An 18,044-nucleotide genomic window follows, 5' to 3' on the forward strand; every position below is an offset into this window, starting at 1 on the left:
GTTTACCCTTCTTCAGGTTCAGGGATGATGGCGTTGGCTCGGGCGGCTTGTGCGAAGACATCTCCGCGGTGTGCCATGCCCGTATACATATCTAAACTTGCCGCGGCCGGTGCAAGCAGTACCGAATCGCCGGATTTCACCTCATGTGCCACAAATTTCACAACTTCAGCCATTGCTTCGTCCGGATCCGTGGACTCAGACACGAGAACAGGCACATTCGGAGCGATCCGGGCAAAAGCGTCTGCAAGGATCTCGCGATCGATGCCAAGCAATCCGACGGCCCTAAACTGATCCTTGTGCGCCTCAATCAGCGGATCAATGGCAGCGCCTTTCAGCTGCCCGCCTGCGATCCACGCAATTGTGCCCGCACCTTCCAACGCTGAGTGAGCTGCATGCGGGTTGGTGGCCTTGGAGTTATCTACCCACTGGACTCCCCCAGCGCGATGCACAACTGCGCCGCGGTGCCCGTCAACCTGGAAGTTGCGCAGTGCCTGCTCAATGTCTTCCGGTGTGGCTCCCTGGCTGCGTGCTACGGCTGCGGCAGCTAGCGCGTCAAACACCCCAGCCTGCCCCGGGGGCTCGATGCCTTCTGCGGAGGCGATGCGAGTCCAGATGTCCGCGTGGGATTCGGTAATAAAGCCGTCAACCACACCAATCTGACCGGTTTCCGGTTGGTTCAGTGTAAAGCCGATGATGTCGTCGCGCCCCGTCGCGTGGACCCACTGCAGAACAAATTCATCGTCTACTCCAGCGACCGCGATCGGCGCTTGGAGCACCTTCGCCTTGGCATCGGCATACGCTTCGAAAGAACCGTGCCAGTCAATGTGATCGTCGGCAAGGTTAAGCAAAACACCCGCATCAGGGATGAGTTCGCTAGACCAGTGCAGCTGGAAACTCGACAGCTCAGCGACCAGAATGTCTACTCGCTCATCGCTCGTCAGCGCGTCAGACACCGCCAAACCGATGTTTCCACATGCAACAGCGGTGAGGCCGGTGCGCTCTCCTGCCTGAGTCATCATGGAAGCGAGCATGCCGGTGGTCGTCGTCTTGCCATTTGTACCAGTGACGACAAGCCACGTCCGCGGTGCGCCGAACACCCCGGCTCGATCAAGCCTGAAGCACAGCTCCACATCGCCGATGACCTCGATGCCCGCAGAAATCGCTTCGACGAGCAAGGGCGAGTCTGGTCGCCAGCCCGGCGAGGTAACCACGAGCGAATAGTTTTGCAGGCTTTCGCGGGCCTCAGACACCGTGACGGTGGGAGCGCCGGTGATGTCACGCACGTTGTTGCGGCTGACCTCGTTATCGTCAGCCACGGTAAACGTCACTCCTAGATCGGCGAGCAGGCGTGCTGCACCGAGGCCAGAAACACCTGCACCGGCGACTAGAACATGACCAGTAAGGAAGCCAGGCAAGGTCATCACAGGCTCACCCCTGTGGAGGTAAACCACTCGGCGTAGAAAATAGCCAAGCCGAGCGCCACAGCCGCACCGGTGATCAACCAGAAGCGGATCACAACGGTGGTTTCTGCCCAACCGCCATTTTCAAAGTGGTGGTGGAACGGAGCCATGCGGAACACGCGCTTACCGGTAGAACGGAACGCGATCACCTGGATCACAACGGATGCGGCTTCGATGACGAATAGCGCACCAATAATCACCATGAGCAAGTGAGTGTGGCTGGTAACGGAAAGACCCGCTACCAGTCCGCCAAGAGCTAGCGAGCCGGTATCGCCCATGAAGATCTTTGCCGGGGAGGCGTTCCACCAGAGGAAGCCGGCGCAGGCACCCATGCCTGCGACCGCCAATACTGCTAGATCCAGCGGGTCACGCACGTTGTAGCAGCCCGGTGAAGCGGCAAGTGCACATGAGTTGCGGAATTGCCAGAATGTAATCAGGGTGTACGCGCCCATTACTAGTGTGGTCGAGCCTGCTGCGAGCCCATCAAGGCCATCGGTGAGGTTCACCGCGTTCGACCACGCTGCAATGAGAAGATAAATAAAGATGAGGAATACGATGGTGCCGATAACACCACCTCCGAACGCAAGATCGAGCGTATCGATATCGCGCACGAAGCTAAGCATGGTCGAGGCGGGAGTTAATCCGTTCTCGTCTGGGAACTGCAGTACCAAGATGCCGAAGATTATCGCGATGGCAAGCTGACCGACTAGTTTGGCGGTTTTGTTCAAACCAAGGTTTCGCCCCATGTACAACTTGATGAAGTCGTCGGCGAACCCGAGGGCGCCCAACGAGAGGGTCAGCCCCAGTACTAATAGACCGGATGCTGTGAACCCACCGCGCCCAACGGCCATCGACCAAAACCCGGCTGCTAGATAAGCAACCGTAATGCCGAGCAAAATAGCGATGCCACCCATGGTCGGAGTGCCGCGCTTACGCAGGTGAGACTTAGGACCGTCTTCACGGATCTCCTGCCCGATGCCTTGGCGGGAGAAGTACTTGATCAGCATCGGAGTAGCGAAGATCGCCACAAGGAAGCTGACGATTCCCGCGATAATAATCTGTGTCACAACGGCCTACCTTGTGTTCCTTTTCTCATCCAGTAGCGCTTCAGCTACCCGCCACAGCCCCAACGCATTGGAGGCCTTGACCAATACAACGTCTTTGTCTTTCCTAGCGTGCCAGTTCTCTTCCCCGGCAGGCGCCGTAGAAAGGATACCCCGCACGACATCGGTTGCATCCTCGACATCGTGTGCCAGTTTGGTAACAATCCCTCGTGAGATCGCTTGGCGTGCCAAGGCTTCTTCGACTTCACCCTGCCCTACGACGACAAGATCGCTAACCCGGTACCGGGCAAGCTCGTCGCCTAAGGCTCGATGTTGTTCCAGGGAATCATTTCCAAGTTCGCCCATCTCGCCAAGCACGGCGATGGAACGAGCTCCCGGGCGCCCCGCTGCGGTATAACCTAATGCCGCGATGCCGGCGCGCATCGATTCCGGATTGGCATTGTAGGCGTCGTTGATGATGGTGACTCCGTCTGCGCGAGTGTTCACGTCCATGCGGTTTGCCGATGTATTGCGGGCTGCAGATAATGCCTCTGCAACCTCCGCCGCAGTCATGCCGGCTTGGATCCCCACTGCTGCCGCTGCTAGCGCATTGGACACCTGATGGGCGCCGAATACGTTGAGGCGCACATTCTGTGGCGGGTTGTTCGGGGTGTGCATCACGAAAGAAGCACGCGCGACGTCGTCAAGCTCGATGTCGGTGGCGTAAAAGTCCGCGTTACGCACGTGCGGAGTGGCCGCCGAATAGAATACGACCTTCGCCTTGGTGCGGGTTGCCATCGAAGCGACAAATGGATCGTCCGCGTTCAAGATGGCCAGGCCACCATCGGCAGCGTTAGGTAGGGCTTCCACAAGCTCGCCCTTGGCCTGGGCGATATTCTCGCGAGAGCCGAATTCACCCAAGTGTGCCGAGCCAACATTGAGGACGACACCCACGGTGGGCGGGGCGATCGTCGCCAAGTGTGCAATATGGCCGATACCACGCGCCGACATCTCAGCCACGAGGAATTTCGTCTGCTCAGAGCAGCGCAGCGCGGTATACGGGTGCCCGATCTCGTTGTTAAAAGAGCCCGGAGGCGCCACTGTCTGACCCTGGCGCGACAGCACAGCCGCGATCAGATCTTTGGTCGAGGTCTTGCCTGCGGAGCCGGTCACACCAGTAATCATGAGTCCATGCTTATCGACGAGCTCCCGCGACACGTAAGCCGCGAGCTTGCTCATCGCTTGGACGACTGCGGTAACGGAACCGTCAGGGTCATTAGTGGCAAGGTCAGAGTTGTCATTCTCGTTTCGTTCAGCCGGTGGGACGATAACAGCAGGTACGCCTACCTCTCGTGCCGCGAGCACGCCGACAGCCCCCTGCTCCACGGCCTTGTGGGCGAAATCGTGGCCGTCGACCTTTGCGCCAGCAAGAGCTACGAAAAGTCCGCCTTCGGATACCTTGCGAGAGTCAAACTCAACAAAACCAGTGACTTTGGCATGCGGATCTTCAGCGTCGGCAACGTAACCGCCAACGATGTCGGCGATGTCGGTTAAGCCAAGCGGAATCATGATTGGTGCCTTCTTTCCCTAGTTCTTTCCCCGTCCATAGTGCCCCAAAGCACGGCGCACTTCTTCGCGATCATCAAAGTGGTGTGTCGTGTCGCCCACGATCTGCCCTACCTCGTGTCCCTTGCCCGTCACGATCACTGCGTCTCCAGCTTGCGCCCATTGAATCAAATGGTCAATTGCAGAGGCACGCGATGGAATCTCGCGGATGACGACATCAAGGTTCTCCTCGGCTTTTGCCTGTCGTGCGCCCGCCACTACAGCTTCGCGGATCAGCGCTGGATTCTCGCTTCGCGGGTTATCGTCGGTGATGATCACAAGGTCCGCGCGACGCGCCGCCTCAGCGCCCATGATCGGGCGCTTTGTTGCGTCACGATCACCTCCCGCGCCCACGACAACTCCGACGCGGCCATCGACCTGAAAACGCAATGTGTCTAGGACGGCAGCCACAGCAGCCGGCTTGTGCGCATAGTCCACAACCGCGACAAAGTCCTGTCCCTCATCGATGCGCTCCATTCGACCTGGAACACCTGCTTTTTCCACGCCCCGCAGGAAGCTATCTACGTCGATGTCTGCGACATAAGCCATTGTGGTCGCTAGTGCTGCGTTGGCAATATTGAAATCACCGGGCAAAGACAAGTGCGCCTTGTGAGCCCAGTTACCAATGGTGAATTCGATATCTTGCGCGCCGGTGGGATCAAGTTTGATGCGTCGCGCGCTGCAGGTGACCGCACGCTGCCCTTTGGTGCCCACGGTTGCTGGTTGGTCGATACGCTTGGCAAGGGTCTCGCCCCAGTCGTCGTCAATGCAGATGACGCTGCGCTCAGCGGACCACGGTGCGGCAGGATCGAAGAGCTTCGCCTTGGTTTCGAAGTACTCCTCCATCGTCGGGTGGAAATCCAGATGGTCCTGCGAGAGATTAGTAAAGCCCGCGACGGCAAAGCGAGTACCATCGACGCGTCCCAAGCTAATCGCGTGCGACGAGACTTCCATCACGACGTGGGTGACTCCTTCGTCCACCATCATGCGGAAAAGGGTCTGAAGCATCGGGGCTTCAGGCGTGGTGAGCTTCGTCGGGACCAAACGGCCGTCGATGCGCGTGCCGGTGGTACCAATAATGCCGACCTTATATCCCGCAGCCAGAAGGCCTGCTTCGAGAAGGTATGTGGTGGTGGTCTTCCCCGACGTGCCAGTGACACCCAAAATGGTCAGATCCTGAGAAGGGTGCCCGTAGATCTCGGCAGATACGGCACCAAGGATCTCACGCACATTGTCGACGACCAAGACGGGGCGTTCTTCCCCAGCCTCCTGCAAAATAGTAAGCCCGGCGTCGTCGGTGAGAATGGCTCCGGCGGCACTGGTAGCTGCGTACGATGCGCCATGGACACGCGTGCCTGGAAGCGCTGCGAACAGGCCTCCCGGCTCGACCTCGGCACCGTTCAAACTCACTGATTCGATCAGCAAAGGGTTATCAGGAGCATTCTCGGTGCGTGCTTCCGCAAGCTTGGCAAGATCCTGCAGCGAGGGCGTGTAGTTTGGTGTGTTCGCCACGACTGGAATCCTTTCTTACGTAGAGGTCTATTAGGGAGATGGGGTAACGGCCCTATTGTTCTTGTAAAACGATTGTGTCCGCTTCTGGACTCATCGGAATGTTGTCCCGATTTATTAGCCAGGAAGCGATTTCTCGGAAAACTGGTGCAGAAGACTGACCTCCTGCACCGCCTTCCAGCGGCCCGCGCTGTGGCTCGTCGAGCATGACCGCAACCACAAAGCGAGGATCATCCGACGGCGCAATGCCAGCGAAGGTAATCCAGAATTTGTCCTGCGAGTAAGCACCAGTGTCGGGGTCTACCTTTTGGGCAGTTCCCGTCTTACCAGCCAGTTGGTATCCCTCGATGCCCTGCCCTTGAGCAGTACCCGAGTTAAAACCAGCGGGATCCTCTTGGAAAACTGAGCGGAACATATCGACAGTAGTCTTTGCAGTCTCAGGGCTGACAACCTGGGTACGTTCGGCTTCGGGCTGCTCGACTGGCTCGCCGTTTTCGTCCACAACTGACTCAATGATCCTGGGTTCGATGCGCTCACCATCATTCGCCAGAGCTTGGTAGACGCTGGCCATCTGCAACGTTGTCCAGCTCATGCCCTGTCCAATGGGCAAGTTGGCAAAAGTTCCACCCGACCATTGTTCGAGTGCTGGCGACAGGCCCGCAGACTCATTGGGCAATTCGATGCCGGTCGGCTGACCAATGCCAAACGCATCTAGGTAGCGTGCATACTTCTCTTCGCCCAGCTCCTGCGCCAGCATGAGCGTGCCAACGTTCGATGACTTACCGAAGATGCCTGCAGTGGTGTAGGGCAAGTCGCCGTGGACCCACGCATCATTCACGGTCACACCAGACATTTGGATCGAGCCTGGAACGGTATGTACCTCGTCAGCAGTGGTGATGCCCTCTTCGATGGCCGCAGCTGCGGTGATGATCTTTGCTACCGAGCCAGGTTCGAAAGGATGAGAAATGGAAGGGTTTTCAAAGTTCTTTCCCTTGTCCAGCTGCTTTTCCAGGTCGCCGTTGGGATCGATGGTGTCGGTATTAGCCATCGCGAGAACTTCTCCCGTGGCAACATCCAGAACGACCGCCTCGGCAGATTTAGCCCCCGAGTTTGCTTTGGACTGTTCAAGAAGCTGCTGCACATAGGTTTGCAAATCCAAGTCAACAGTCAAAGTCACGTTAGAGCCATGTATCGCAGGAACAGCATCGCGTAGGGTCCCAGGGATCGGCTGACCGTTCGCCGAGACATCCTCGGTGGAGCGCCCGTTAATGCCCGTTAGGATAGAATCGCCCGACGCTTCGAGCCCGAACTGTCCTTGGCCGTCCATCGATACCTTGCCAATAATGTTCTCTCCGATAGCCCCGTTTGGGTACTGCCGGATGTCTTGATGGTCAGAAGCTACGCCGTGAAATTCACCTGCCACCCTCTCCGCGACATCAGGGTCAACGTTGCGCACCAACACTTCGTAGTGTGTATCGGCGTGGAGCTTGTCTAGGATTTCGTCGGAGTCAACATCTCCCGAGGCTTCCCTGCTGCTCTCGCCTCCCTCTTCGATCAACTTGGGGATTTCTGTCGCCATCGTGCGCAGACGATCTTCCACCTTGGCATCAAGCTGGCTGTCTATCGTCTTGGCATCGATTCCTTCGATTTCCATCGCCTGACGCTCTTGAGTGGTGAGTTCCTTGCGAAGAACAATCGGCGACACTGTAAGGGAGCGAGCCTGCATGGTGTAGGCCATCTGTTTGCCTTCACGGTCAGTGATTTCACCTCGACGGGCCGGATCAACATAAACACGTGAGCGCTGTAGTTCAGCTGCAGCCGAGAGATCGGGACCCCACACAACTTGCACCCACGCCAGGCGACCGATCAGCAAAGCTGCTACGGCGACGAACGCTACAAGCATGATCGTTAGTCGTCGTGAAGTAATCGGCTTTTGCAGGCCCTGGGCACCCGATGAAGTTCTGGCGGGTCGGCCAGTGGTGTGTCCATCTCTGGTGCCGGCAGATGCTTTTCTCGTCCGAGAGCGCTGCGACTCTTGAGGTCTATTCACGGCCGCGTCTCACCTGCCTACTTCCTACTGTTCCTCACGTTTTCGGGTTACTCCACGTCTCAGTTTCACCCTACTAAGACTATTCAGTTTCTAGAACTGAGAAGGCACGTTCGGGGCATACGGAGCGAGGGCCGGTCCTGCTGCCGGCGCGTCTGGCTGCGGGGCTTCCGAATCAGGCGCTGGGGACTCAGGTCCAGTTGGAGCCAACTGGTTGCCTTGTGGTCGAGTCTCCAGTGCATCCGAAATCTCGTTAGTCGCCTCCGGATCGCTGGATGCTCGGCTTGGGCGTACCGGGGCTCCATTAACGTCAATGATAGGTTGCGTTGCTGGATCAGCTGGGCGACTCTCGGCAACAGAGCCGTCGTTTTCCACATTGACAATGCCTGGGTTTACAGGAAGAACCATTCCAGCTTCGCTTGCACGTCGAGCGATCTCTGCAGATGACTGAAGATCTTCAAGGTCACGATTCAACGTTTCCACTTCATTATTCAACTGTTCTTCAGTGACCTGCAGCTCCTGTACTGCAAAAGTCTGCTGCGTTGACAGCGCAGACAAAAACATCGCCGTCAAGATCCCTACGATCAGCAACGGGAGAGCAATCACTGACACTGCAGTGAAACGACGACGAACTTCGGTCGTCGGCTGCGCAACACGACGCCCTCGTACCGAGACAACCTGCTTCGACCCCAACCGTCGCGGCTGGCGAGGCACGTGAGGGGTGATGCGTTTTTGATATCCCGAAGGCACAGCACGACTAGGTGCCGGGGTTTCCACCGCAGCGCGGCCTCGTGGCTCGACATCGCGGTCGAGTAGCGCTGCAGACGCGCCGGAGTCGTACCCGGTGGTGAGGTCTCGGCTGGCTCCCATGGTGCTGGTGTCCCTTCAGTGTTGTTCAGCGGGTGGCAAGTAGTAGATGACTGGAGGCTGGTCGATGGCTAGGTGTCTGCGATTTTCTCGATACCCCGCACTCTGACGGGCGCGGCACGTGGATTCTCTTCGATTTCTGCTTGGGAAGCTTTTTCGGCGCCACTTGTAATAGCCCGGAACTTCGGTGCCGTGCCAGGAAGATCCATAGGAAGACCCGGTGGCGTCTTCGAAGCAGTGAGCTCACCAAACGCTGTCTTTACGATTTTGTCCTCGAGTGACTGGTAGCTCATGAACACTGCCCTGCCACCAATTCCCAAAGCATCTGCAACGACAGGGATGACATTCTTGACGGCATCGAGTTCACCGTTGACTTCGATGCGCAGCGCTTGGAAAGTGCGCTTGGCCGGGTGCCCACCCGTTCGCCTGGTAGCGGCCGGGATTGTGTCGTAAAGCAACTCCACCAGACGACCAGAGCGGGAAAATGGCTCCTTCTCGCGTTCTTTCAGCACCGCGCTAGCGATTTTTCCTGCGAATCGCTCATCACCATAGGTTTTGAGGATGCGTGCCAAGTCGCCATGACTGTAGGTGTTCAAAACATCCGCAGCAGTCATTCCTGCTGTCGGATCCATGCGCATATCCAAAGGAGCATCTGTGCGGTAGGCAAAGCCACGCTCCTCCTGATCGAGCTGCATCGACGAAACACCGAGGTCGAACAGCGCACCGGCGACACCGTGGGTACGGGCGACGGAAAAAACTTCTTGGTCTCGCTCCGCGAGTGCTTCGCCGATATCGTCGAAACGAGCCTGGACAGTACTAAAACGGTCTGCAAAAGGTGCCAACCGCTCGGTCGCATCTCGTAGTGCATTCGGATCGCGATCGACACCGATGACTCTTACCTGGGGAAAGGTGCGAAGAAAGTGCTCCGTGTGCCCTCCCGCGCCCAGGGTGCCATCGATAATCACTGCGTTGCCTGCAAATTTTTCCACCGCAGGTGCAAGCAGATCGGTCATTCGGTCCCGCAGCACGGGCACATGCCCATGGTTCGCGGTGATATCGAAATCCATCTCTGCTGGTTTCGGTTCTTTGTGAGCCATGATGTCATGCACCCCCTTCTTGGCTGCCAGGTCGATTACTCGTCTACGTCTCTGTGTCCACTGCGCTTATGCGCTCGCGGGGAACGTATAGGGCCCTACTCGAAGCGGTCATTCTGATATCGGGGAAGTACACCAGAACAACTCACGCTTCGAGCAGAGTCCTTACACGTTCTCCACCAGGGGCAGCTGTCTTACAGCAGTCCGGCGAGAATGTCGTCGTCATCCGCTGCAGCAAATGCAGCTTCAGTCTCTGCCTGATACTGAGCCCAGGACTCTGCGTCCCAAATCTCAAGAAAATCAACGGAACCGATCACAACGCACTCTTTGGAGAGATTTGCGTATTCACGATGCGCCGGAGACAAGGTGATTCGACCGGACCCGTCTGGAGTTTGTTCATCCGCGCTCGCTGCGAGGTTTCGAATGAACGCACGTGCCTGTGGGTTCGTACGAGAAACAGCTGCAGCTTTTCGTGCTCGTGCCGCAAATGCCTCCCGCGGAAAGACCGCTAGTGAGTGGTCTTGCCCTTTAGTCACCATCAACCCATCGGCGAGGTCCTCACGAAACTTCGCTGGAAGGGTCAATCTGCCTTTGTCGTCGAGCTTCGGCGTGTAGGTACCGAGAAACATCCCGGGCCCACCTTTCCTCTACTCGTCAACTCCGGAGTGATCTTCTAACGACTCCCTCGGTAAAACGCTGGATGCGCCTCCACTTGTTCGCCGCTGTGCCCCACTTTAACCCACTTTGCCCCACAAACACCACACGCCCACCGATTTTTCTTCGACTTATCGAAGTTTTCGCAGCTAGATATCGTTTATTTTGGTGGCGCGGTTTCCCGTAAGCGTACGCCAACGGCTCCCCCTTGAGTCACATTTGCCACTTTTAGCCCCACTGGAACCAGTACTTACCATTACCCCGTCAAGGATTTCTCGGCCTTCACCTGCGGTTATTCGACACTGCAAGAAAGTGGGGCGAAGTGGGTGAACCCGGTGGGGCAAAGTGGGGACGACATATCCCGGCGGCCTGAGCGGAGCCGGAAGCGCAGCTCGCAGAGCTTTGCACAGACTGGAACCGCACCCCCTTTCAGGGGAGCCCAAGCGACACGCCGGAGAGTCGCACCATAAGAAAAAGGTCGCCCCCTCGCATATCAAGCGAGGGGGCGACCTAAAGTTCAGCCGTCTAGTTATTCAACTAGTTTCAAACCGGTATTTCTACTGACCTTCGAAGCGGCGGCGGAAGTTCTCTTCCATTCGCAAACCCACTCCACTACGACCGCCCTGGCCGCCAGTGGCCGGATGCGCACGCTGCGGAGCCACTCCTTGCGGAGCCTTGAGAATCCACACACCGCCAGCGAACATCACGATAAAACCAACAACGCTGAGAGCGATGAACCAAAAGCTCATTTGCGAGAGCGCCACGCCCGCGATCAGCAAAACCAAACCTAGAACGATAAGCGCAGACCCACGAAGCGTTGCCCGGCCCGAAGGAATTCCACCGCCAAGGGGCTCACGCCCAGATACTGACGCGCCAAACTTTGGGTCATCTGCTAGCAGCGACTGCTCGATTTCCCGGAGCGCGCGCTGCTCCTGCTCTGAAAGGGCCACAATTCCTCCCGGCGGTAGTGATTGGTCCTTGATTAATTCTCTAACCTCTTCAACGTATAGGGTATCCCGTTTGTTCCCCGAAGTGAAAGCCCGCCTACACCTTCTCCCGCCCCGTACCGGTGCCTGGTCTATGCAGCTTCTGCCACCGCACCCCCACCAGAGATTGGATAGCCCGAGTCGCCGTAAACTGCATGACCGTAGAAAGCTCCTGCAAGTGAGATAAGGCGCTGAGTATCAAGCCGACTCGGTCGATCCTCAATCCCTAATGCCACACGACCGCGCAGTGCCGAGAAGGATGAAAACTCTCCTGCCCAATGAGCTCCTTCGCCCCCGGTCAACCTGAGCTTGTCCCACGCATTCGTCGGCAAGCGCTTTTTGCGAGCTAGAACCGTAGACCTGGCGCTTATGGCGCCTGCAGTCCGCAGAGCGGCACGGTACGCATCTTCAAGCGCGAGGTCAGTGCGGCCCTGGTCAAAGTGGGCACGGGCAGCATCGAGCAACGCTTCCGCGTCACGAAGGAAGCGATCCTCCTTGGCCGAACGGCGAGTAGCGCCGACCACCGCGCCTGTTGTTGCCGAAATTACGCTGCCTGCCATGTCCCTCTCCTTTTCTTTCGCTGTGCCAATAACATAAAACATGCGTTCGACATCCCGACAGCCCTTTAGAACATATGTTCTAGATATTCCCTGTTTACGCAGCTCTCCCGCCACTTGGATTTGCGAAAGCGTGGCAAACAGCCGGTTCAAAACCAACACATCAAGGGCCTGAGCATGGTTCGATAGAAGCTGTGACTGTATCGATTCGACGACTAACGGGCCCCGAATTTTCGGTGCTTGCTCCGCGACTAGTCGATATTTACATGGATGCGATGGGATATTCCGCGGGGATCAGAACTCAAAGGATCCGCGTATGGCGCTCGGAAATCACCCACCCCGGATTCACCGCTCTAATCGCGGTGCAAGATAGCGTGATCATCGGGGTTGCATATGGGTTTCTCGGCAGCCCCGACCATTGGTGGGATCGGCAACTACGACGCGGCTTCCTAGAGGCAGGCGGTCCCACACCTGAGCAAAGAGAACTCTTGGAAAGCTACTTCGAAATCGCCGAGATTCACGTCACCCCTGCGCTTCAAGTGCGTGGAATCGGGAGGAATTTGCTTACCCAACTACTCTGGAATGCTCCCGCCCGTCACGCGCTGCTATCTACGCCTGAAGTTAAAGATGAAAAGAACGCAGCGTTCGGCCTCTACAGGTCGATGGGTTTTACCGACGTATTGAGAGACTTCTACTACCAGGGCGACAATCGACCTTTCGCCGTACTGGGGCGCCCACTCCCCCTTCCAGATCAAACGCACTCGCCCCGCAATCGAAGACTTCTCTAAGCCCGATACAAAGCGCAACGATCAGAGTTCCGGGCTAGACACCGGTTAGGGAAACCACAGTAGGTATCCTAAGAGGCAACCATTTTTGCAGCACTACCAAGGAGACTTCGACCGTGAGCGCCTCGCAGGATCTTCAGCAGCTACACATTCATGACGTCCCGCAGGCCGCACACCGTGAACTCGAAGCGTTTTTCCAACAGCGCACGGATGCGATTACCGCAATCGGTCAACCCGTGACTGATGCTGTGCAGTATCTCCATGACTTCGTCCTTGGTGGCGGCAAGCGTGTTCGCCCCCTCTATGGTTGGGCGGGCTTTGTCGGTGGCGGAGGGTTAGAAAACTCCGTCGAAGATCCCGCTGCAGTCTTGCGCGCAGTGAGCTCTTTGGAATTTATCCAGGCCTGCGCACTGATCCACGATGACATCATCGATTCCTCCGACACCCGGCGCGGAAATCCCACCGTCCATCGCGCGGTAGAAGCCACCCATAAGGAAGCCAAGTGGTCTGGCGACCCGTTCCACTACGGAGTGTCCACCGCGATTCTTGTCGGCGACCTTGCTCTCATTTGGGCGGAGGACATGTGGCGCTACTCTGGGTTGTCTCCTGAAGCCCTCGAACGCGCAGCCGAACCCTGGCGGGGTATGCGCACCGAGGTGATCGGCGGGCAGCTCCTCGACATTTCGCTGGAAGCCACTGGTGATGAAGACCCAGCAATGGCCAACGCTGTCAACCGGTTCAAAACCGCCGCATACACAATCGAACGCCCACTTCACCTCGGGGCGGCAATCGCTGGAGCACCCGCAGCTACCATCGCAGCGTTCCGCGGTTACGGCCACGACATCGGTATCGCCTACCAGCTTCGCGACGACCTCCTCGGCGTCTTCGGCGACCCCAAGGTCACCGGTAAGCCCGCCGGCGACGATCTACGCGAAGGCAAACGCACCGTCCTTCTCGCGCTAGCTTTACAGCACGCCGATGCGCACGACCCTCAAGCTGCCGCAGAGCTACGAGCAGGGGTCGGACAGACTTCTGACCCGGCTACGCTTTCTCGCCTCGCCACCATCATCGCGGAAACTGGCGCAGTAGACCAAGTAGAAAAGCACATTTCCACCCTGACTTCGTCCGGCCTGAAATACCTCACCGAGGCTGGCGTTGACGCAGAGGTTTCCGAAGCCTTGCGCGATCTTGCGATCCGCTCCACGGAGCGCCACAAGTAATGCTGGACAGACTAGCGCGACTCTCCCCGACCTGGCTCGGACTCACCGGCACCATTTTGCTCGCACTCGGCTCCTTCGGCGCCGGTGCCACCCGCAACCGCGGCGGTGTTATCTCAGCATTAGGTCTTGAGTTTCTCACATTCGGCCACGGCAAGGGCATCATGGAGATCGTCTTGTTCGTGGGAATCGCTTTACTCATTGGCGCATGGGTCCTGCTGGGGCGCACTGTTGTCGTCGACAAGCCTGCGGGAAGCAGCGAACGCTTCACGACGACCAAACGGGCCATGTGGATATGGATCGCGCCTTTGGCAGCAGCGGCACCGGTTTTGTCCCGTGATGTTTATTCGTATCTGATGCAGGGTGCGATGGTGCGCGACGGTTTTGATCCCTACACCGAAGGCGCAGCTGTCAATCCCGGGCCGTACCTGCTTGAGGTGTCCCACGACTGGCGCAACACCACCACTCCCTATGGTCCACTGCACTTGTGGATCGGCGAGGGCGTAACCACCTTGGTCGGTGATAATGTCATCGCCGGGCTCATTGTGTACAAGATTATCTCGATCGCTGGATTCGCGGCAATCGCATGGGCGGTGCCAAGAATCGCGCAAAAGCTCGGCGGGGATCCAACCATGGCGCTGTGGCTGGGCGTGGCTAATCCGGTAATGGTTCTGCACATGATCGGCGGCATGCACAACGAGTCGATCATGGTCGGGTTGGTCTCAGTTGGCCTGCTCGCTGCCTTGAACCGTCACTTTGTCAGCAGCGTGGTGTTGATCTCCGTTGCAGTCTCCTTGAAGGCAACAGCGGCGATCGCATTGCCGTTTGTGGTGTGGATCGCGACAAACCATTACGCCCCGAAATCGGCCACCTTTGCGCGTCGTATCTTCGCGTTTGTTGCGTCAGGTTTCATTGGCGTGGTGCTGACTTTCCTTGTCGTTGGCATCGTTACCTGGGCGTCGGGCTCGTCGTGGGGTTGGCTAGCCGAAATCTCCGGCAATTCCAAGGTAGTCAATCCACTCTCGGCCCCTACGTTCATCGCCGATCGTGTAACACCGTTTCTGCAGCTTTTCGACGAGCGTTTCCCCTACAACACAGTTCTTGGTGTAACGAGGACCGTGGGATCCATCCTGATGCTGACGGGATTGGTCATCGTCTGGTGGTTCTTCCGCCACAACGATCGCCGCGCCATCATGGGCACCACGCTGGCCTACCAGGTGGCGTATACGTTCAACGCTGTCGCACTGCCTTGGTACTACGCATCGGTGATCACCCTGATTGGAACATTCCGCCCGCCGCTCTGGCTGCTGCAGCTCACCACCGGCACATCGATAGTCCTCGCGATGGCATTCACCGGCAGTGGCAACCACCGGTTCTACGACATGTGGTGGCTCGGCGCAGCGCTGATCGTCGCTTGGATTGCTACCCACTACGTCTTTCCACTGGACGCGAAGACGCGTCCAGGACTGCAGCTGGTTACAAATAACGCTGCTAAAATGCCATCGCCTGCGCGCGGCGAATGACCTCGCGCGCCCCGTGCCCGTGGAGAGCATCAACGGGGCGCCCCGGCAACGTGTCGTCTGGCGTGAACAAGAAGTGGAGAATCTCGTCGGGCTCGTAGCCTCCGTCGCGCAAGACGGTGATCGCGCCGGCGACAAACTTCGATAGCTCATCACCATCGAGAAGTGCTTCAGGGATCATATTTACGCCGTCGACACGACAAGCCACGAGTTTGTTGGTGTGAATCAGGTCGTGGACCTTGGTCACCGGGATGTTCAACCGCTCAGCTACGTCAGGAAGCGGGAGCATCGGTTCGTCGACAAGCAGCTGTGCGCAATCGATTGGGGTGTTCTCTGGAGTACTCACAGTCACTACTCTACGACTTTTACGGCTGTCGACTACCACTAGTCACCCGTTTTGCACCATACTGAGGGGCATGAGTCAACTCGCAGTTGGAGAATATTTGGAGGACCGCTACCGCATCGATCGCCCGATCGCGCGTGGAGGCATGTCCACCGTTTACCGCTGCGTCGACGAGAGGCTCGGGCGCGAAGTTGCGGCGAAAGTAATGGACGAGCGTTACGTCGACGACGCGGTTTTTCTTGACCGCTTTCGTCGCGAAGCACGGGCCATGGCGCAGCTGACCCACCCGAATCTGGTTGGTGTTTATGACTTCTCTGCTCAAGGCGACACGGTATTCCTGATCATGGAGCTCATTACCGGCGGTACCTTGCGCGAGCTTCTAGCGGAACGTGGACCCATGCCACCCCATGCCGCCACCGCAGTGATGCGGGCGACTCTGACCGGCCTGTCGGTCGCTCACGCGAAGGGGATGGTGCACCGCGACATCAAGCCCGACAATATCTTGATTAATGGCGACCACCGCGTCAAGCTCGCCGACTTTGGCTTGGTACGAGCAGCCAGCGATGCGCAGCACTCGACCGATCAGATCGTGGGCACGGTGGCGTACCTATCCCCAGAGCAAGTTGACGGTTCTGAGATCACCCAGGCGTCCGATGTTTACTCGGCTGGCGTTGTGCTTTTCGAGCTCCTGACCGGCACCACCCCGTTTAGCGGAGACTCCCAGCTCGCTCATGCCTTCGCCCGCATTCACGACGACGTCCCAGCACCTTCAACGCGGATCTCGGGCGTGCCAAAGCTTTTCGACGAGCTCGTGGCCACCGCTACCGCTCGGGATCCAAAAGATCGTTTTAACGACGCCGGCGATTTCTTGGCTGCGCTTGATGATGTCGCCGCGGAGTTGCAGCTTCCGGCCTACACTGTGCCCGTGCCGACCAACTCAGCCGCCCACAGGGCTGCTGCAATTCCGACGGACATGACTTCACCTCTTTCGACGCAACCTCCCACAGGAGACAGCGTTGACTCGAGCGCGAACGAGACCTCGGTTCTATCGCCGCACGCGGAACAGGAAACCTCATTTGAAACAGCCGTGGTCCCACCTGTAGCTGCACCCACTCCCCCTGCATATCGCGAGCCGGAGACTCAGATGCAGCCCGCGGTGCCTCCCGTTGAGGCAGACTCCCATGCAGTCCCGGCCGAGTACCAACGCGCCGATGTTGCCGTTGATCAGCCTAAACCGGAAACGAACCGCTCGGTGTGGTCGCTCATCCTCTGGCTCATCGTGATCTTTGCGCTAACCGCAGCAGTTGCTGTCGGTGCTTGGTGGTTCGGGTCGGGCAGATACGGTGAAATCCCCCAAGTGATCGGAATGGGCCGAGAAGAGGCGATCACCGCAGTGACGGAAGCCGGCTTCGAACCGGCGACGGAGATAGTTTATTCCAACACAGTTCCCGCAGACTCCCCGGTTGGCACCGAACCGCCAGCCGGGGATAAGGTTCTTCCCGGTGATCAGGTAAAAATTCTGATCTCACAGGGTCGGCCGACCGTGCCCGAAGTGCCCGGTGGAATGTCTGTGGAGGATTATCGCGCGATCGCCGAGGAGCGCACATTCCAGGTAATTACCGGCGAGTCCGTCTACTCCACTGATGCTCCCGTCGGCTCCGTTGCTTCAACCGAACCAGCAGCGGGTACCGCCCTCGACATTGGGTCGAAGGTGACTGTAGCGGTATCCAAAGGGCCCGAGCCCATTGAAGTCCCCGACTTGCGTGGCCTGCCCAAAGATGACGCGGTACGCCAACTGGAAGAAGCGGGCCTTAATGTCGGTGAGATCACCGAGGACTTCGACGAAGACATCTACGGTGGCAACGTCGTCTCTTCCGATCCCGGCAAGACGACGCAACTCGAGCGCGGCGACACGGTGAATCTGGTTCTTTCCAATGCCAAGACCATGCCTGATGTCACCGGCATGACTCTCGACGACGCCACCGAAGCCCTCGACGCCGCTGGAATCACCCTTGACAACACTCAGCGCGACAAGGAAGCGGTGGGTGAGAATGGCAATGTCATCGTGTCGTCTGATCCAGTACCGTGGACCAACCTCAAGCCGGAAGAAGCCGAGGCCTCCCTTGTGCTGCCGGGAAAGGTCACGGTGCCTGATGTCACCGGCATGACAGTGGCCGATGCGCGCGAGCTCTTGGAGGACATTGGTTTGAAGATTAACCGTGGCTCCCGCTATGACAAGCAAACCATCACGGCACAAAAAACCGCCGCTGGCTCCCCCCTCACTGTCGGCCAGACCGTGAAGGTCGACTCGAAGTAGATCAAGTGAGTGCCGGGCGGCGGGTTCGTCGTTAAGCACG

The 18,044-nt window shown here is 58.0% G+C and carries 15 protein-coding genes; 4 read left to right on the forward strand and 11 right to left on the reverse strand.

The window, feature by feature from the left end:
* Positions 1-2: 2 nt before the first annotated feature.
* The 10 genes from murD to QP027_RS07540 all read right to left on the reverse strand — a co-directional run bounded on the left by murD (position 3) and on the right by QP027_RS07540 (position 11,825).
* Positions 3-1,421: a UDP-N-acetylmuramoyl-L-alanine--D-glutamate ligase gene (murD, locus tag QP027_RS07495; RefSeq protein WP_284823736.1), complete on the reverse strand. Its 1,419-nt coding sequence runs from the start codon at positions 1,419-1,421 to the stop codon at positions 3-5.
* On the reverse strand, positions 1,421-2,527 hold the full coding sequence (gene mraY / locus QP027_RS07500) for a phospho-N-acetylmuramoyl-pentapeptide-transferase (RefSeq protein ID WP_284823739.1): 1,107 nt from the start codon (positions 2,525-2,527) through the stop codon (positions 1,421-1,423). The genes murD and mraY overlap by 1 nt, the downstream gene beginning before the upstream one ends.
* 6 nt (positions 2,528-2,533) lie before the next feature.
* Positions 2,534-4,072 carry a UDP-N-acetylmuramoyl-tripeptide--D-alanyl-D-alanine ligase gene (locus QP027_RS07505; protein WP_284823741.1) on the reverse strand — a complete coding sequence of 513 codons (1,539 nt, stop codon included), beginning with the start codon at positions 4,070-4,072 and terminating at the stop codon, positions 2,534-2,536.
* Between the two features lie 18 nt (positions 4,073-4,090).
* Positions 4,091-5,620 (reverse strand): UDP-N-acetylmuramoyl-L-alanyl-D-glutamate--2,6-diaminopimelate ligase, encoded by a 1,530-nt coding sequence (locus tag QP027_RS07510; protein ID WP_284823742.1) that lies wholly within the window; start codon positions 5,618-5,620, stop codon positions 4,091-4,093.
* Between the two features lie 52 nt (positions 5,621-5,672).
* Positions 5,673-7,520, reverse strand: a complete 1,848-nt coding sequence (locus QP027_RS07515; RefSeq protein ID WP_284826979.1) for a peptidoglycan D,D-transpeptidase FtsI family protein — start codon at positions 7,518-7,520, stop codon at positions 5,673-5,675.
* 237 nt (positions 7,521-7,757) lie between these two features.
* Positions 7,758-8,534 carry a cell division protein FtsL gene (gene ftsL / locus QP027_RS07520; RefSeq protein ID WP_284823744.1) on the reverse strand — a complete coding sequence of 259 codons (777 nt, stop codon included), beginning with the start codon at positions 8,532-8,534 and terminating at the stop codon, positions 7,758-7,760.
* A 68-nt stretch (positions 8,535-8,602) separates the two neighbouring features.
* A complete protein-coding gene (gene rsmH / locus QP027_RS07525; protein ID WP_284826981.1) occupies positions 8,603-9,598 on the reverse strand; it encodes a 16S rRNA (cytosine(1402)-N(4))-methyltransferase RsmH in 996 nt (331 codons plus the stop codon).
* 221 nt (positions 9,599-9,819) lie between these two features.
* Positions 9,820-10,254: a division/cell wall cluster transcriptional repressor MraZ gene (mraZ, locus tag QP027_RS07530; protein ID WP_284823746.1), complete on the reverse strand. Its 435-nt coding sequence runs from the start codon at positions 10,252-10,254 to the stop codon at positions 9,820-9,822.
* A 582-nt stretch (positions 10,255-10,836) separates the two neighbouring features.
* The gene (locus QP027_RS07535) at positions 10,837-11,229 is read right to left on the reverse strand and encodes a DUF3040 domain-containing protein (protein WP_284823748.1); all 393 of its coding nucleotides are present in this window, start codon (positions 11,227-11,229) and stop codon (positions 10,837-10,839) included.
* A 128-nt stretch (positions 11,230-11,357) separates the two neighbouring features.
* Positions 11,358-11,825, reverse strand: a complete 468-nt coding sequence (locus QP027_RS07540; protein WP_284823750.1) for an SAV_6107 family HEPN domain-containing protein — start codon at positions 11,823-11,825, stop codon at positions 11,358-11,360.
* Positions 11,826-12,016: 191 nt separating this feature from the next.
* Between QP027_RS07540 and QP027_RS07545 the strand changes: the two genes are divergently transcribed.
* From QP027_RS07545 to QP027_RS07555, 3 genes are all read left to right on the forward strand, one after another.
* Positions 12,017-12,610: a GNAT family N-acetyltransferase gene (locus tag QP027_RS07545; RefSeq protein WP_284823752.1), complete on the forward strand. Its 594-nt coding sequence runs from the start codon at positions 12,017-12,019 to the stop codon at positions 12,608-12,610.
* A 113-nt stretch (positions 12,611-12,723) separates the two neighbouring features.
* A complete protein-coding gene (locus tag QP027_RS07550) occupies positions 12,724-13,827 on the forward strand; it encodes a polyprenyl synthetase family protein (protein WP_284823754.1) in 1,104 nt (367 codons plus the stop codon).
* Positions 13,827-15,347 carry an alpha-(1->6)-mannopyranosyltransferase A gene (locus QP027_RS07555; protein ID WP_284823756.1) on the forward strand — a complete coding sequence of 507 codons (1,521 nt, stop codon included), beginning with the start codon at positions 13,827-13,829 and terminating at the stop codon, positions 15,345-15,347. Before QP027_RS07550 ends, QP027_RS07555 begins: the two co-directional genes overlap by 1 nt.
* Here QP027_RS07555 and QP027_RS07560 read toward each other — a convergent pair.
* Positions 15,316-15,690, reverse strand: coding sequence for an Rv2175c family DNA-binding protein (locus tag QP027_RS07560; RefSeq protein ID WP_349293162.1), 375 nt, complete (start codon positions 15,688-15,690; stop codon positions 15,316-15,318). The genes QP027_RS07555 and QP027_RS07560 overlap by 32 nt on opposite strands.
* A gap of 70 nt (positions 15,691-15,760) precedes the next feature.
* Here QP027_RS07560 and pknB point away from each other — a divergent pair, with 70 nt between their 5' ends.
* Positions 15,761-18,004, forward strand: coding sequence for a Stk1 family PASTA domain-containing Ser/Thr kinase (pknB, locus tag QP027_RS07565; RefSeq protein WP_284823758.1), 2,244 nt, complete (start codon positions 15,761-15,763; stop codon positions 18,002-18,004).
* Positions 18,005-18,044 lie beyond the last annotated feature (40 nt).

Source organism: Corynebacterium breve, assembly GCF_030252165.1.
GTDB classification, from domain to species: Bacteria; Actinomycetota; Actinomycetes; order Mycobacteriales; family Mycobacteriaceae; genus Corynebacterium; species Corynebacterium breve.

Excerpts from the sequence above, each read along its gene's own strand:
- murD (WP_284823736.1), bottom strand. The coding sequence starts at position 1,421 with ATGACCTTGCCTGGCTTCCTTACTGGTCATGTTCTAGTCGCCGGTGCA.
- mraZ (WP_284823746.1), bottom strand. The coding sequence starts at position 10,254 with ATGTTTCTCGGTACCTACACGCCGAAGCTCGACGACAAAGGCAGATTG.
- QP027_RS07540 (WP_284823750.1), bottom strand. The coding sequence starts at position 11,825 with ATGGCAGGCAGCGTAATTTCGGCAACAACAGGCGCGGTGGTCGGCGCT.
- QP027_RS07505 (WP_284823741.1), bottom strand. The coding sequence starts at position 4,072 with ATGATTCCGCTTGGCTTAACCGACATCGCCGACATCGTTGGCGGTTAC.
- rsmH (WP_284826981.1), bottom strand. The coding sequence starts at position 9,598 with ATGGATTTCGATATCACCGCGAACCATGGGCATGTGCCCGTGCTGCGG.
- QP027_RS07515 (WP_284826979.1), bottom strand. The coding sequence starts at position 7,520 with ATGCTTGTAGCGTTCGTCGCCGTAGCAGCTTTGCTGATCGGTCGCCTG.
- ftsL (WP_284823744.1), bottom strand. The coding sequence starts at position 8,534 with ATGGGAGCCAGCCGAGACCTCACCACCGGGTACGACTCCGGCGCGTCT.
- QP027_RS07555 (WP_284823756.1), top strand. The coding sequence starts at position 13,827 with ATGCTGGACAGACTAGCGCGACTCTCCCCGACCTGGCTCGGACTCACC.
- pknB (WP_284823758.1), top strand. The coding sequence starts at position 15,761 with ATGAGTCAACTCGCAGTTGGAGAATATTTGGAGGACCGCTACCGCATC.